The sequence below is a fragment of the Klebsiella sp. M5al genome, assembly GCF_002090195.1.
Taxonomy (GTDB): Bacteria; Pseudomonadota; Gammaproteobacteria; order Enterobacterales; family Enterobacteriaceae; genus Klebsiella; species Klebsiella grimontii.
On sequence record NZ_CP020657.1, the window covers coordinates 5,596,497 to 5,611,954 of the forward strand.

14 protein-coding genes are annotated in these 15,458 nt (G+C 55.3%); 6 read left to right on the forward strand and 8 right to left on the reverse strand.

The window, feature by feature from the left end:
• Nucleotides 1-57 precede the first annotated feature (57 nt).
• Complete coding sequence (locus BWI76_RS26975; RefSeq protein WP_004126445.1) at nucleotides 58-351, forward strand: HTH-type transcriptional regulator; 294 nt, start codon at nucleotides 58-60, stop codon at nucleotides 349-351.
• 262 nt (nucleotides 352-613) lie between these two features.
• On the forward strand, nucleotides 614-826 hold the full coding sequence (gene cspA / locus BWI76_RS26980; RefSeq protein WP_004126446.1) for an RNA chaperone/antiterminator CspA: 213 nt from the start codon (nucleotides 614-616) through the stop codon (nucleotides 824-826).
• Nucleotides 827-924: 98 nt separating this feature from the next.
• Here the strand turns inward: cspA and BWI76_RS26985 are convergent, their stop codons facing one another.
• From BWI76_RS26985 to BWI76_RS27005, 5 genes are all read right to left on the reverse strand, one after another.
• Nucleotides 925-2,544 carry an ATP-binding cassette domain-containing protein gene (locus BWI76_RS26985; RefSeq protein WP_049086995.1) on the reverse strand — a complete coding sequence of 540 codons (1,620 nt, stop codon included), beginning with the start codon at nucleotides 2,542-2,544 and terminating at the stop codon, nucleotides 925-927.
• A gap of 303 nt (nucleotides 2,545-2,847) precedes the next feature.
• Nucleotides 2,848-3,000 (reverse strand): type I toxin-antitoxin system toxin HokA, encoded by a 153-nt coding sequence (gene hokA / locus BWI76_RS26990; protein WP_004137811.1) that lies wholly within the window; start codon nucleotides 2,998-3,000, stop codon nucleotides 2,848-2,850.
• A gap of 328 nt (nucleotides 3,001-3,328) precedes the next feature.
• The gene (gene glyS / locus BWI76_RS26995) at nucleotides 3,329-5,398 is read right to left on the reverse strand and encodes a glycine--tRNA ligase subunit beta (RefSeq protein ID WP_024359752.1); all 2,070 of its coding nucleotides are present in this window, start codon (nucleotides 5,396-5,398) and stop codon (nucleotides 3,329-3,331) included.
• A gap of 9 nt (nucleotides 5,399-5,407) precedes the next feature.
• On the reverse strand, nucleotides 5,408-6,319 hold the full coding sequence (gene glyQ / locus BWI76_RS27000; RefSeq protein WP_004126458.1) for a glycine--tRNA ligase subunit alpha: 912 nt from the start codon (nucleotides 6,317-6,319) through the stop codon (nucleotides 5,408-5,410).
• A 127-nt stretch (nucleotides 6,320-6,446) separates the two neighbouring features.
• Nucleotides 6,447-6,752 (reverse strand): YsaB family lipoprotein, encoded by a 306-nt coding sequence (locus tag BWI76_RS27005; RefSeq protein ID WP_004137809.1) that lies wholly within the window; start codon nucleotides 6,750-6,752, stop codon nucleotides 6,447-6,449.
• Nucleotides 6,753-6,932: 180 nt separating this feature from the next.
• Here BWI76_RS27005 and BWI76_RS27010 point away from each other — a divergent pair, with 180 nt between their 5' ends.
• Nucleotides 6,933-7,928 (forward strand): acyltransferase, encoded by a 996-nt coding sequence (locus BWI76_RS27010; protein ID WP_004137808.1) that lies wholly within the window; start codon nucleotides 6,933-6,935, stop codon nucleotides 7,926-7,928.
• Here BWI76_RS27010 and yiaB read toward each other — a convergent pair.
• The 3 genes from yiaB to xylA form a co-directional block, all read right to left on the reverse strand.
• Entirely contained in the window at nucleotides 7,925-8,305 is a 381-nt protein-coding gene (gene yiaB, locus BWI76_RS27015) for an inner membrane protein YiaB (protein ID WP_004137807.1), read from the reverse strand. The two genes, BWI76_RS27010 and yiaB, sit on opposite strands and share 4 nt — an antisense overlap.
• A gap of 168 nt (nucleotides 8,306-8,473) precedes the next feature.
• Nucleotides 8,474-9,928 (reverse strand): xylulokinase, encoded by a 1,455-nt coding sequence (xylB, locus tag BWI76_RS27020; RefSeq protein ID WP_049086994.1) that lies wholly within the window; start codon nucleotides 9,926-9,928, stop codon nucleotides 8,474-8,476.
• Between the two features lie 75 nt (nucleotides 9,929-10,003).
• Nucleotides 10,004-11,326: a xylose isomerase gene (xylA, locus tag BWI76_RS27025; RefSeq protein ID WP_004137805.1), complete on the reverse strand. Its 1,323-nt coding sequence runs from the start codon at nucleotides 11,324-11,326 to the stop codon at nucleotides 10,004-10,006.
• 374 nt (nucleotides 11,327-11,700) lie between these two features.
• Here xylA and xylF point away from each other — a divergent pair, with 374 nt between their 5' ends.
• The 3 genes from xylF to xylH all read left to right on the forward strand — a co-directional run bounded on the left by xylF (nucleotide 11,701) and on the right by xylH (nucleotide 15,458).
• A complete protein-coding gene (gene xylF, locus BWI76_RS27030) occupies nucleotides 11,701-12,693 on the forward strand; it encodes a D-xylose ABC transporter substrate-binding protein (RefSeq protein WP_004137804.1) in 993 nt (330 codons plus the stop codon).
• Nucleotides 12,694-12,757: 64 nt separating this feature from the next.
• Nucleotides 12,758-14,299: a xylose ABC transporter ATP-binding protein gene (locus tag BWI76_RS27035; RefSeq protein WP_049086993.1), complete on the forward strand. Its 1,542-nt coding sequence runs from the start codon at nucleotides 12,758-12,760 to the stop codon at nucleotides 14,297-14,299.
• On the forward strand, nucleotides 14,277-15,458 hold the full coding sequence (gene xylH / locus BWI76_RS27040; RefSeq protein WP_004137802.1) for a xylose ABC transporter permease XylH: 1,182 nt from the start codon (nucleotides 14,277-14,279) through the stop codon (nucleotides 15,456-15,458). Before BWI76_RS27035 ends, xylH begins: the two co-directional genes overlap by 23 nt.

The following is a 15,458-nucleotide window of genomic DNA, read 5'->3' on the forward strand; positions in this document are numbered from 1 at the left end:
ATTCTTAAGAGGCTCTACACAATTCACCCTCCGCCGTATGAAAGAGAGGAGTTCTCAATGGAATATAAAGATCCTGCATTTGAACTGCTGAGCAACCTTGAACAAATTATTTTTAAAGATCAGGCCCAGGCGGCCTCGCTGACGCGTAAGCCCGCCGCAAGCATTGAATTTGACCAGCTACGCAAAGGTACCGGGCTGAAGATAGATGATTTTGCCAGCGCCATGGGCGTCAGTGTAGCAATGGTACAAGAGTGGGAATCGAGACGCGTGAAGCCCTCTCCCACAGAGCTTAAGCTGATGCGCCTGATACAGGCGAATCCGCAGCTTTCAAGACAGCTTATCGACTCATAATTTTAGCGTTTATTGGTTTCGGCTAACGGTCCTGATAAAGGACCGTTTTCATGCCAACGAAAAAAAAGTTTGCTATCACAACGTGAACATGCGTTAATGCTCGCAGGTTTGATGTAAAGACCACAGAGCATTCGAATAGAGCAGTCCTTCAAAGGTTATCCGTTGATACCCCGGTAGTGAACTTTCCCTTTATCGCTTCAAATCTGTAGTCCAGACCGTAACGCCGAAAGGCTCATTTATTTTTTTTTAAAGGTAATTCACTATGTCCGGTAAAATGACTGGTATCGTAAAATGGTTCAACGCTGACAAAGGCTTCGGCTTCATCACTCCTGACGATGGTTCTAAAGACGTGTTCGTACACTTCTCTGCTATCCAGAACGAAGGCTACAAATCTCTGGACGAAGGTCAGAAAGTTTCCTTCACCATCGAAAGCGGCGCTAAAGGCCCGGCAGCTGGCAACGTAACCAGCCTGTAAGCTTAAAAAGCTCAAAATTCTTAAGTCCCTGCCAAACGGCGGGGATTTTTTTATTTGTGCGACAAGAAACCGCCATCCCACGGATGGCGGTTTTGCATTTATCGCCGCTCAAAGCGCCATCCGTCTTCCCGCCATTCCAGACAGTGGGTCAGCTTCAGCGCCTGTAAAAAGGCGTCATCATGCGACACCACCAGCATCGCGCCGGGAAATTGCGCCAGCGCTGTTTCAATTGCCTGCGTGGACGCCAGGTCGAGATGATTGGTGGGCTCATCCAGCAGCAGTAGCTGCGTGGCTTCCCGCCGCCAGAGCACGCAGGCCAGCGCCGCCTTCAGGCGTTCTCCTCCGCTAAGGGCCGATAGCGGCAGATGGACTTTGTCCGCCCCCAGCTGTAGCTGCGCCAGTTGGCTGCGCAGCACGCCCTCTTCCAAAGGCGTATCGCCGAGATTCAGGTGCGCCATTGCGGATAATGACAGATCAAGCTGGGTCAGATGCTGGTCCAGATACGCCGCGTTTACCGATAAGCGGCAGCGTCCTGAAAGCGGCGGCTCCAGGCCCAGCAGCGTTTTAAGCAACGTCGTCTTACCGCAGCCGTTGGGACCCCGTAGCGCCACGCGCATCGGCCCATCCATGCGCCAGTCCAGCGGCGCCATAGGCGCATACGCCAGCCGCAACGCTTCCAGCTCCAGTACCTGTTTTCCCGCAGCGACCTGGCTACCGGGCAGAGTAAACATCACCGGATTGTCCTCTTCTACCCGCTCACGCGCCTGAACCACCGCATCATTTAGCGCGCTACGTTGTTCACGATGCTGGCGCTTAAGGGTTCCGGGGCGCTCTTTTGCCGCGCCTTTGTAAGCTACCCGCTCGAATGAAGCGATATTTAGCGTGTCGATAGTACGCAACGTCTGCGCGGAGCGCCGCAGACAGGCATCGTGCTCTTTGTGCATCCTTGCGCGAGTACGCCGCCGTTCAATGACAGCATGCTCCAGCGCGGCGCGAGCCGCCTGCTGCTCCAGCTCACGCTGCTGCTGATAATCCGCATAGTTGCCGCCGTAGCTACGCAAAGCTGCAGGCGTCAGCTCGAGGATGCGCGGCATCTGGGCCAGCAGCTCGCGGTCATGGCTGGCGATCAGCGCGCCACCGCGCCATTGCTCAAGCTGCTGATAGAACCACGCCCGGCCTTGTCGGTCGAGATGGTTGGTGGGTTCATCAAGCAGGAGAAAATCCGCACCGGACAAAAATGCCGCGCAGAGCTGCGCCTTCACTCTTTCGCCGCCGCTCAGCGAAGAGGCGGGCCGTGCGGGAGAAAATTCCCCTAAGCCAGCGGCCAGGAAGCCTGCATTCAAACGATCCGGAAGATCCCAAAAGCCATCAAGACGTTCGAGATCGTCAACTCGCCCTTCGCCTCGTTCAAGACGCGCCAGAGCAGAAAAAACGAATTCGAAGCTTAGCCATTCCGCCAGCGTCGTATCAGGAGTCAAAGCATGCTGCTGAGCAACGTAGCTTACCGAAACCATACGTTCGATATGGCCGCTCGACGGCGAGTCCAGGCCCGCCAGCAAACGCAACAGCCGGGTTTTACCGACGCCATTGCGCCCGACAAGCCCGCAGAGGGAGCCTTCCAGCGATAAATTCAGCGGACCAAAAAGCGAATCTCCCGTCGCAAACTGACAGGTGACCTGATGCAAAAGAAAAGAGGGGGATTGGGCACAATGAGCCATAAGCACTCCTGGATGAAATCAATACTTCCCCTGCTCGCCAATAGCGCGAAGCAAGGCATGAGATTCATCAGTCGTGTTTGTTCATTTGGCGCGTGCTCTCCGGTAAGACGAGGAATTCGTCGGGGCATAGGATAGCCACACACCGGTGCAAATTTCAAGCCTGTTTTTTCAACATTCCATAAAAGCGAAAAAAAAGCCTCCTGATATCAGGAGGCAAAATATTTATTTGATGAAAAACGAAAGGGTGCATTGAAAATGCCTAACGCCGTAAGTCTGGCGGGAATCGCTCCCCACCAGATGCTCTTACCGTTTAATTTCACAGGCTAAGAATGCCACCAGCTCGATATTCCCCTGTCTGACCTGTAATTCACACAGTGAATCACGAACCATCCAGGTGAATAATAAAATAGTGAAGCAAATCACCATTAAGCCAAACAACAGATACTTTTGCGGCATTCCTCGCCTCCGGTGTTGATTTCCAACAGGTAAGAGGCTACTCTTATGGTGTTCATGCATAGGGAAGCCTCACTTTGATTTATCATCAGGTGGGGCTTTTCTCTGTTTGTCTCCCGCTAAACGCCTGAGACAAACAGTCTCAAGCACCCGCCAGCATTCTACCGTAAATATCTGACCAGACTACGTTGGCATATTCCTAAAATATTTTTCCTGAAGCTATATATTGATCTAAAATATTACTTAGAGAATTATTAATGGTTCGCTTATTTATAGTTTACGCATAAAAAAACCTGCTCTGAGGCAGGTTTTTTTATTATTAGCGATACGCTTACTGCAACAGGGAAATATCCGCTACCTGCAGGAACAGATCGCGCAATTTGGACAATAGCGTCAAACGGTTCACGCGCACGTTCTGGTCTTCGGCGTTGACCATCACGTTCTCGAAGAATTCATCAACCGGCTCGCGCAGGGACGCCAGCTCGATCAGCGCATCCTGGTAACGCCCTTCGGCGAAGTACGGCTGCAGCTTATCGCGCAGCACGACTAAATTGCCTGCCAGTTTGATTTCAGCCGCTTCTTTCAATACGGAGGCGTGAACGATATCGTTCAGCGTAACGTCCGATTTCGCCAGAATATTGGAAACGCGCTTGTTCGCCGCCGCCAGCGCGGAGGACTCTTCGAGGGTACGGAAGTGCGAAACTGCCTTCATGCGCGCATCGAAGTCTGCCGGACGGGTCGGACGACGCGCCAGTACCGCCTGAATGGTATCGACGGTGTAGCCTTCGTCCTGATACCAGGCGCGGAAGCGTCCCAGCATGAAGTCGATAACATCATCGACTACGTTGCCGTTCGTCAGCTTATCGCCGTACAGGCGCACCGCTTCTTCGGTGAGAGTCTGCAGATCCAGATTGAGGTTCTTCTCAACAATGATGCGCAGCACGCCCAGCGCGGCGCGGCGCAGCGCGAACGGGTCTTTGTCGCCTTTAGGGTGCTGACCAATCCCGAAGATACCCGCCAGAGTATCCATCTTGTCGGCAATCGCCAGCGCGCAGGCTACCGGATTTGACGGCAGGGCGTCACCGGCAAAGCGCGGCTGATACTGCTCATTCAGGGCAACCGCCACATCTTCCGCTTCGCCATCATGGCGAGCGTAGTGCATCCCCATCACGCCCTGAGTATCGGTGAATTCGAAGACCATGTTGGTCATCAGATCGCACTTGGACAGCAGGCCCGCGCGGGTTGCGTGGTTAACGTCTGCGCCAATCTGCCCGGCGATCCAGCCGGCCAGCGCCTGAATGCGATCGGTCTTGTCGCGCAGCGTACCCAGCTGCTGCTGGAACAGCACGGTTTGCAGACGCGGCAGATTATCTTCAAGACGTTTTTTACGGTCGGTATTGAAGAAGAACTCAGCATCCGCCAGACGCGGACGCACGACTTTCTCGTTACCGGAAATAATCTGGGTCGGATCTTTCGACTCGATGTTGGCCACGAAGATAAAGTTCGGCAGCAGCTTGCCCGCGTTGTCGTAAACCGGGAAGTACTTCTGGTCGCCCTTCATGGTGTAAACCAGCGCTTCGGCAGGTACCGCAAGGAATTTCTCTTCGAACTTCGCGGTCAACACCACCGGCCATTCCACCAGGGAAGTGACTTCTTCCAGCAGGCTTTCGCTCAGATCGGCGTTGCCGCCAATTTTGCGCGCCGCTTCTTCGGCATCGGCTTTGATTTTGGCTTTACGCTCAGCGTAATCCGCAATTACTTTACCGCGCTCACGCAGGATTTCTGGGTATTGATCGGCAGAATCGATGGTGAATTCCGCTTCGCCCATAAAGCGATGACCGCGAATAATCCGGTCGGACTGTACGCCCAGAATCGTTGCCGGGATCACTTTGTCGCCCAGCAGCAGGGTCACGGTGTGAACCGGGCGCACGAAGTGCACGTCAGACGCGCCCCAGCGCATCAGTTTCGGGATCGGCAGCTTCGCCAGCGAGGTGGCGATCATGTTCGGCAGCAGCGCTTCGGTGCTCTCGCCTTTCACGTGGGCACGATACAGCAGCCATTCGCCTTTATCGGTCGCCAGACGTTCAGCCTGATCGACGGTAATACCGCAGCCGCGCGCCCAGCCTTCAGCCGCTTTGCTCGGTTTCCCTTCTGCGTCAAACGCCTGGGCAATCGCCGGGCCGCGTTTTTCGACTTCACGGTCTGCTTGCGCAGCCGCCAGATTCGCCACTTTCAGCGCCAGACGGCGCGGCGCGGCGAACCATTCAACTTTACCGTGCGCGAGGCCGGCGTTATCCAGCTCCGCGGTCACGTTCGCAGCGAAGGATTCAGCCAGGCTGCGCAGGGCTTTTGGTGGCAGCTCTTCAGTGCCGATTTCCACCAGGAAAGTTTTCTCAGACATGGCCGCCTCTTATTTATTCTTGTTGCACATCGGGAAGCCAAGGGCTTCACGGGAAGCATAGTAAGCTTCAGCCACTGCTTTGGTCAGGGTGCGAATGCGCAGAATATAGCGCTGACGCTCGGTGACGGAGATGGCTTTACGCGCGTCCAGCAGGTTAAAGCTATGGGCGGCTTTCAGAATGCGTTCGTAAGCAGGCAGCGGCAGCGGGTTTTCCAGCGCCAGCAGCTGCTGGGCTTCTTTCTCATACTGCTCGAAGCAGGAGAACAGGAAGTCCACGTCGGCGTATTCGAAGTTGTAGGTGGATTGCTCCACTTCGTTCTGATGGAACACGTCGCCGTAGGTAGTTTTACCCAGCGGGCCATCGCTCCAGACCAGATCGTAAACGCTGTCGACACCCTGGATATACATCGCCAGGCGCTCCAGACCGTAGGTGATCTCGCCGGTTACCGGCTTACACTCCAGGCCGCCAACCTGCTGGAAGTAGGTGAACTGCGTGACTTCCATACCGTTCAGCCACACTTCCCAACCCAGACCCCAGGCGCCCAGCGTCGGGTTTTCCCAGTTGTCTTCGACGAAGCGAATGTCGTGGATGGTCGGATCCATACCCAGCTCTTTCAGAGACCCAAGGTACAGCTCCTGGATATTATCCGGAGAGGGTTTTATCACCACCTGGAACTGATAGTAGTGCTGTAAACGGTTCGGGTTTTCACCGTAGCGACCATCGGTCGGACGGCGGGAAGGCTGCACGTAGGCGGTTGCCATCGGCTCTGGGCCCAATGCGCGTAAGCAGGTCATTGGGTGAGAAGTGCCTGCGCCGACTTCCATGTCCAGTGGTTGAACAATGGTGCAGCCCTGGCGAGCCCAGTAATCCTGTAAGGTCAGGATCAGGCCCTGGAAGGTCCTGGTATCAAACTTTTGCATATGATTTCGTGCTGGATACGTGTGGATTTAAAGGAAGGAGCCAGTATACCCGCTGGCTGCGAGATATACAGTATGAAACGGGATTGTTTAGGGAAAATTGCGGAAATAAGCGCCACCGCGGGCGCATTTAGCGCATGGAAAGATGCAAAAACTGCCCGTCCGGATCAAAAGAACAGATAAAGCGTTCATTCCGCGCAGTCTTGCCCGAAAGCTCGTAGCTCCCCCGGAATTGCTCGAAATGGCTGACGTCAATCTGACGCGCGCCTGTACTGTAACGTACGGCGGCATTATCCTTGCACAGCTGCGCCATATTGAGGGTCGCCTGCGGCGTTATCCGCGCTTTTTGCGCCTTCTGCGCTGGCTGAGGCGGCGGTGCGCTACAGCCCGCAAGCATGCACAGCAGCAGTCCAGAAAACGCATATTTCATCACCATTTTTTCTCGACCGCCTTGTTAGTAAATTGTTATCGTGCAGGTTACGTTAAATAACCGGCTCATTGTGCGAATTGGACCACACCTCGACAAGTCTATGACGAAAAACTCGGATTATTCCACTGCGATACAAGCGGATAAGGGCAGTCAGACCCTGTCTGAGAAGGAGAAACAGAGGTACTGATGCAGGAAAAAATACACTGGATTACCCATTTGCGCGGTATTGCCTGCCTGATGGTCGTCATGATTCATAGCACCGCCTGGTATATCACGCACCCGCACACCATCAGCCTGCTGACGTGGGATGTTGCCAATATCCTCAACTCCGCGTCTCGCGTCAGCGTGCCGCTGTTTTTCATGATTTCAGGCTATCTGTTTTTCGGCGAGCGCAGCGCTCAGCCCCGGCATTTTTTGCGCATCGCGCTGTGCATCCTCTTTTACAGCGCGCTGTCGCTGCTCTATATCACCCTGTTTACCCACATCAACGTTGAGCTATCGCTGAGGAATTTGCTGCAAAAACCGGTGTTCTATCATCTGTGGTTCTTCTTCGCTATCGTTGTCATTTACCTGCTTTCGCCGCTGGTTCAGGTCAAACCGGTGAGCGGCAAGATGCTGCTAGCGCTGATGGCGATCGTCGGGCTTTTGGCGAACCCTAATATGGTGACGGTGAAAGCGGGAGGAGTCGAGTGGCTGCCGGTCAATCTCTATATCAACGGGGATACGTTTTACTATGTGATGTACGGCGTGTTAGGGCGGGCAATCGGCATGATGAATAGTGATAAAAAATGGCTGACTGCGCTCTGCGCTGGCCTATTCATCGCGGGAGTATGGGTCATATCACGCGGCACGCTGCACGAACTGCGCTGGCGCGGCGACTTTGGCGATACCTGGTATTTATACTGCGGCCCCGCGGTTTTTGTCTGCGCGATAGCGCTTCTGACGCTGGTAAAAAATACGCTGACCAGGCGTGAGTTGCCGCTTATTGCGCTGATTGCACGCCATTCGTTAGGGATTTACGGCTTTCATGCGCTGATTATCCACGCGCTCCGCGCCAGCGGACTGGCGCTGTCCCGCTGGCCATTATTGGATATTGTCTGGATATTCAGCGCTGCGCTGCTGGGAAGTTTATTGCTCTCGATGCTGGTTCAGCGCTTTGATGTCCGCCGCTTTGTCAGTTAAGGCCGTTCTGAGGAATCTTTCTGCGCCATCTGTGCGGCCAGCGCCTTATGAGGCATCGCGGAAACGCCGTATAAGCACACAAACCAGGCCGCCACGTAGATGATCTTCTCATCCCATCCGGCGGGTACGAACCAGGCGCCGACCATCAGTAAACCGACCGACAGCAGGAGCACAAGGCGACATAGCGAAGCAAAACCATCGTCTGGCGCCTTCTCCCGCATCGTGCGTTGATGCGCTAAAATCGCGAACATGCCCATCACCAGAACGCCGAGGAAATAGCCCTTGCCGCTAAATAACGGACAGGTGCGCCAGATCCCCAGCAGATAAACCAGTGCCCCAAGGGACATCAATAGCTTAGGAATAATATTATTTTTCATGAAGCCTCCCTGGCATAAGACAGGCCCCATTGTGTACTGCCAGAACGTGATTATCCGCACTTTTCACATCTGAAACGACAAATTCGGAATATATCAATACACTCGATAACTAGATGTTTTTAAAAACATTCATTAGATGAATTCGCCCCATGAACAGGGGCGAATGTTTCAGGACATCAACGGTAAAAGCTGCTGATAAATCTGGCGGAAAGTTTCCCGACGGGGGGCGTAACGCGCAAAGCGCTCGGCATCCGGAAGATGAGCCTGTTCCAGCGGGAGCTGCGGGAGCAGATCGGAAAACGCGACATTTCGATGCAGCGCCAGCTGCGCCAGCCGCGCCGCGCCAAGCGCCGGTCCGACATCGCCGCCGGTGCGGAAATCAAGCTGCTGGCCGCTAATATCCGCCAGCATTTGCCGCCAGTAGGCGCTGCGCGCGCCGCCGCCAATCAGCGTGACGCTCTCCGGTTTGACGCCGCAGGCGTGAACCACATCCATGCCGTCCGCCAGGGCATAACCGACTCCCTCCAGCACCGCCCGCGCCAGCTCCGCCGGACCGTGTTGATGAGTCAGGCCGAAAAAGACGCCTTTCGCCTGCGGATTGTTGTGCGGCGTGCGTTCACCCGAGAGGTAAGGCAAAAACCAGACCGGATCGGCATCGTCGTTCGCCGCTTCCGCCGCCGCAATTAGCGCCGGAACCGTGCCGAGGCCGGTTAAGGTCGCCGCCCAATCGAGGCAGGAAGCCGCGCTCAGCATGACCGACATCAGATGCCAGCGCCCGGGCAACGCGTGGCAGAAGCTGTGAACGGCGCTTTCCGGTTTGCTAAGAAAGCCGTCGCTGACGGCAAAGTAGACGCCTGAGGTCCCCAGCGACAGCATCGCCTGGCCCGCATCCGCCATACCGACGCCAACCGCTCCCGCCGCGTTGTCGCCGCCGCCGGCCACCACCAATACTTCCGGCATATTCCACGCTTGCGCGACGGCCGGGCGCAGCGAGCCCGTTACTTCGCAGCCTTCGAAAAGCGCGGGCATGTTATCGCGGCTCAACCCACAGGCGGCGAGCATTTCATCGCTCCAGTCGCGGCGCGCCACGTCCATCCACATCGTTCCGGCGGCATCGGACATATCGCTGGCAAATTCGCCAGTCATACGCAAACGTAAATAATCTTTTGGCAGCAGAACCTTATCGACTTGCCTAAAAATCTCGGGCTCGTGACGTTGCACCCACAGCAGCTTCGGCGCGGTAAATCCCGGCATCATCAGATTGCCGGTGATCTGTCGTGAACGGCTGACTTTCTCTTCCAGCAGCGCGCACTCCTCGCCGCAGCGGCCATCATTCCACAAGATCGCCGGGCGCAGGACGCGCTGTTGCTTATCGAGCAGCGTCGCACCGTGCATCTGACCCGCAATGCCTAACGCTTTAACCGCGCGCAAAGAGTGCTGCGCCCCCAGCGCTTTCATCGCGCTGTCCGTCGCCAGCCACCAGTGCTCTGGATCTTGTTCAGACCATAAAGGGTGCGGACGCGACACGTTGAGCTTTTCGGTGTGCGAAGCCACGACCTCCCCCTGCTCGTTGAGCAGAATAGCCTTAACGCCCGAGGTGCCCAGATCAATCCCGATATACATACGGCCTCTCCTTACTGACGGGAATAAAGCATCGGTTAAACCCATGCCCGGACCCGCCGGGCATTTTCGCCATCATCAGCGATCAAAGAGGTAGCGGTTAACCACGTTTTCAAGCAGTTCCTGATGGCCGCTCTGGTGCTGCGGCGCCAGGTTATGCTGAGTGGCATACTGGGCGATGTCCGCCAGGTTCATCTGGCCTTTAAGGATCTGCTGACCCAGCTCGCCGTTCCAGCCGGCATAGCGTTTGGCAACGCGTTTATCCAGCTCGCCGCCTTCAATCATACGGGCAGCAACTTTCAGCGCCAGCGCCATGGTGTCCATCGCGCCGATGTGGCCGTAGAACAGGTCGTATTTGTCGGTGCTCTGACGACGCACTTTAGCATCAAAGTTCAGGCCGCCGGTGGTGAAGCCGCCCGCTTTAAGGATTTCGTACATCACCAGCGCGTTCTCTTCAACGCTGTTCGGGAACTGGTCGGTATCCCAGCCCAGCTGCGGGTCGCCGCGGTTAGCGTCAACGGAACCAAACAGGCCGAGGGCGATGGCGGTAGCAATTTCGTGGTGGAACGTGTGGCCAGCCAGCGTCGCATGGTTCGCTTCGATGTTCAGCTTAATCTCTTTTTCCAGGCCGAACTGTTTCAGGAAGCCGTAGACGGTAGACGCGTCGTAATCGTACTGATGCTTGGTGGGCTCCTGCGGTTTCGGTTCAATCAGCAGCGTACCCTGGAAGCCGATTTTATGTTTATGCTCAACGACCAGCTGCATAAAGCGGCCAATCTGCTCGCGTTCCTGACGCAAGTCGGTGTTCAGCAGGGTTTCATAGCCTTCGCGACCGCCCCACAGGACGTAGTTTTCACCGCCCAGTTTGTGGGTCGCATCCATCGCGGTCACCACCTGGGTCGCCGCCCAGCTGAACACTTCCGGATCCGGGTTGGTTGCCGCACCGGCGCCGTAACGCGGGTTCGTAAAGCAATTTGCCGTGCCCCACAGCAGCTTGACGCCGCTTTGCTGCTGTTTTTCCGCCAGCACATCAACCATTTGCGCGAAGTTATTGGCATACTCTTTCAGCGATGCCCCTTCAGGAGAAACGTCAACGTCGTGGAAGCAGTAGTACGGTACGTTCAGTTTGTGGAAAAACTCAAAAGCGACATCGGCTTTACGTTTCGCCATTTCCATTGCTTCACCCGGCTGCTGCCACGGGCGGTTAAAGGAGCCCACGCCGAACATATCGGCACCGTTCCAGCAGAAGGTGTGCCAGTAGCAGGCCGCAAAGCGTAAATGGTCTTCCATCCGTTTGCCCAGCACCAGCTCATCCGGGTTGTAATGACGGAAAGCCAGTGGGTTAGCGGATTTCGGGCCTTCATAACGAACGCGATCGAGCTGATCAAAATAGGTCTGCATAATGAACTCCATATTCAGGGATGCGGCGAGTAATAAGTCATAAGCCAATATAGAATTCTCTTTTTAGTTTCCTCAATTACGTTATTTCACACTGTGATTGAGAGAATCCACAAACGTGCGCCAGGTCGCAAAAATAATACGTCAGCGGCCTCATTCCGCCGCTTCCGCCACGAGAGATCAATGAAATACGGTGAGAACGAATTATTAAAGTACGATCGCGGTCATAAATTAACAAATAAACAAAATTTCATAACGGCAAAATAAGCATAGATAATTGCCAGCGCTCCTTTCCGCGTTAAAAATCTGCTACGTATCAGGCCGTTTATTTTTATCGTTCGTCTTATCCTGCACTTTACAAAAAAGGTGTTATTATTATGAAGATAAAGAACCTTTGCCTAACGCTCTGCGCTTCACTCCTCCTCACCAGCCTGTCGGGCATTGCTAAAGAAGTTAAAATTGGCATGGCGATTGACGACCTGCGTCTGGAACGCTGGCAAAAAGATCGCGATATTTTTGTCAACAAAGCTGAATCATTAGGTGCAAAAGTATTCGTCCAGTCAGCCAATGGCAACGAAGAAACGCAAATGTCGCAAATCGAAAATATGATCAACCGCGGCGTCGACGTTCTGGTGATTATTCCCTATAACGGCCAGGTGCTGAGCAATGTCATAAAAGAGGCCAAACAGGAGGGAATTAAAGTTCTCGCCTACGATCGTCTTATCAATAACGCCGACATTGATTTTTATATTTCATTTAATAATGAAAAAGTGGGTGAAATGCAGGCGCAAAGTCTGGTCGATAAAGTGCCTCAGGGTAACTATTTCTTAATGGGCGGCTCGCCGGTAGACAATAACGCCAAGCTTTTCCGCGCTGGACAAATGAAAGTCCTCAAGCCTTATGTTGATGAAGGGAAAATTAAAATCGTCGGCGATCAGTGGGTCGACGGATGGTTACCGGAAAATGCGTTGAAAATTATGGAAAACGCCCTGACCGCCAACAACAACAAAATTGATGCGGTCGTCGCCTCCAACGACGCCACCGCCGGCGGCGCCATCCAGGCATTAAGCGCCCAGGGACTCGCAGGCAAAGTCGCTATATCAGGACAGGATGCCGACCTCGCCGGCGTGAAGCGCATTATCGCCGGCACCCAAACGATGACCGTCTATAAACCTATCACCACCCTTGCCACCACCGCGGCTGAAATCGCCGTCGAACTGGGCAACGACAAGCAGCCGCAGGCCGACTCCTCGCTTAACAATGGGCTGAAAGACGTCCCGTCACGGCTGCTGACCCCCATTGAGGTCAATAAAGACAACATTGACCAGACGGTGATCAAGGACGGTTTCCACAAAAAAAGCGAGCTGTAATCTCTGACGCCCTCTTCCGGGGGCGTTGCCCCATCCTGCCGGATATCGCTTATGCGGAGCCTCTATGTCCTGGTTACTCGAAATGAAGAACATAACTAAAACCTTCGGTGCGGTGAAGGCGATTGATAATGTCAGTCTGCGGCTTAACGCCGGGGAAGTCGTCTCGCTGTGCGGAGAAAACGGCTCCGGGAAATCGACGCTCATGAAGGTACTGTGCGGAATATATCCGCACGGTAGCTATGAGGGGGAAATTATTTTTTCCGGGGAAACTTTGCAGCCGGGCCATATTCGCGATACCGAGCGCAAAGGTATCGCCATCATTCATCAGGAGCTGGCGCTGGTAAAACATCTGACCGTGCTGGAGAACATTTTTCTCGGCGCGGAGATCTCCCGCCACGGTCTGCTGGATTATGAAACCATGACTTTGCGCTGCGAGAAGCTGCTGGCCCAGGTCAATTTAGCCATATCACCCGACACCCGCGTCGGCGATTTAGGCCTTGGTCAGCAGCAGCTGGTTGAAATAGCAAAAGCGCTGAACAAGCAGGTGCGGTTGTTAATTCTCGACGAACCCACCGCCTCATTAACGGAACAAGAGACGGCAATTCTGCTGAATATTATTCGCGATTTGCAAAATCACGGTATTGCCTGCATTTACATTTCCCACAAGCTCAATGAAGTCAAAGCCATCTCCGACACCATCTGCGTGATCCGCGATGGGCAGCATATCGGCACCCGCAACGCTGACGGCATGAGCGAAGATGACATTATCACCATGATGGTCGGCCGCGAGCTTACCGCCCTCTACCCGAGCGAAGCCCACAGCTGCGGCGATGAAATCCTGCGGGTGGAGAACCTGACGGCCTGGCATCCGGTGAATCGCCACATTAAGCGCGTCAATGACGTCTCCTTCTCGCTGCGGCGCGGCGAAATTCTGGGGATTGCCGGGCTGGTCGGCGCGGGCCGAACCGAAGCGGTGCAGTGTCTGTTCGGCGTCTGGCCGGGCCGCTGGCAGGGAAAAATCTTTATTGATGGTCAACCGGTGACGATTCACACCTGCCAGCAGGCTATCGCCCAGGGCATTGCCATGGTGCCGGAAGACAGAAAGAAAGACGGCATCGTGCCGGTTATGGCGGTGGGTAAAAACATCACCCTCGCCGCGTTAAACCAGTTTACCGGTCCGCTGAGCAGCCTTGACGATGCCGGAGAGCAGCTCTGTATTCAGCAATCCATCCAGCGTTTGAAGATCAAAACCTCGTCGCCGGAGCTGGCGATCGGTCGTCTGAGCGGCGGCAATCAGCAAAAGGCGATCCTCGCCCGCTGCCTGTTGCTGAACCCGCGCATTCTGATACTCGATGAGCCGACTCGCGGCATCGATATCGGCGCCAAGTACGAAATCTACAAGTTGATTAATCAGCTGGTGCAGCAGGGGATCGCCGTCATTGTTATTTCATCCGAGCTGCCCGAAGTGCTTGGCCTAAGCGACCGTGTGTTGGTGATGCATGAGGGCAAACTGAAGGCTAATTTGATCAACCAGGGCCTGACCCAGGAACAGGTAATGGAAGCCGCACTGAGGAGCGAACGCCATGTCGAAGAACACGTCGTCTGAAATGAAACTCACCCCGCCTGCCGCCGGCGCGCTGTCAGGGCTGAAGGGGATGAACCTCCAGGTATTCGTGATGATCGCCGCTATCGTGGCCATTATGCTGTTTTTCACCTGGACCACCGAAGGCGCCTATCTGAGCGCGCGTAATATCTCCAACCTGCTGCGCCAGACCGCTATCACCGGCATTCTCGCGGTCGGCATGGTGTTTGTGATTATTTCCGCCGAAATCGATCTCTCCGTGGGCTCAATGATGGGCCTGCTCGGCGGCGCGGCGGCGATTTTTGACGTCTGGCTCGGTTGGCCGCTACCGCTGACGATTGTGGTTACCCTGGTCCTGGGTCTGCTGCTGGGGGCCTGGAACGGTTGGTGGGTTGCCTATCGTAAGGTCCCCTCGTTTATCGTGACGCTCGCCGGGATGCTGGCATTTCGCGGTATTCTGATAGGCATCACCAACGGCACCACCGTTTCTCCCACCAGTCCGGCGATGTCGCAAATCGGCCAGAGCTATCTGCCTGATGGTATTGGCTTTGGCATCGGCGTGCTGGGTATGGCGGCGTTTATTATCTGGCAGTGGCGCGGCCGTATGCGACGCCAGGCTCTTGGCCTCTCCACGCCCGCCTCCGCCTCAACCGTCGGCCGCCAGACGATCACCGCCGTTATCGTGCTGGGTGCCATCTGGCTGTTAAACGACTATCGCGGCGTCCCGACGCCGGTACTGATTCTCACCGCGCTGCTGCTGGCGGGCATGTTTATGGCCACCCGTACCGCGTTCGGGCGGCGCATCTACGCCATCGGCGGCAATCTGGAGGCCGCGCGTTTATCCGGTATCAGCGTGGAGCGCACCAAGCTGGCGGTGTTCGCCATTAACGGCCTGATGGTGGCGATCGCCGGGTTGATTCTCAGCTCGCGCCTGGGCGCCGGTTCCCCTTCCGCCGGCAACATCGCCGAACTGGACGCCATCGCCGCCTGCGTGATCGGCGGTACCAGCCTGGCCGGCGGCATCGGCAGCGTCGCGGGCGCGGTCATGGGCGCTTTCATCATGTCCGCGCTGGATAACGGCATGAGCATGATGGATGTCGCCACCTTCTGGCAGTACATCGTCAAAGGGGTCATTTTATTGCTCGCGGTGTGGATGGATTCAGCCACTAAACGTCGGAACTGA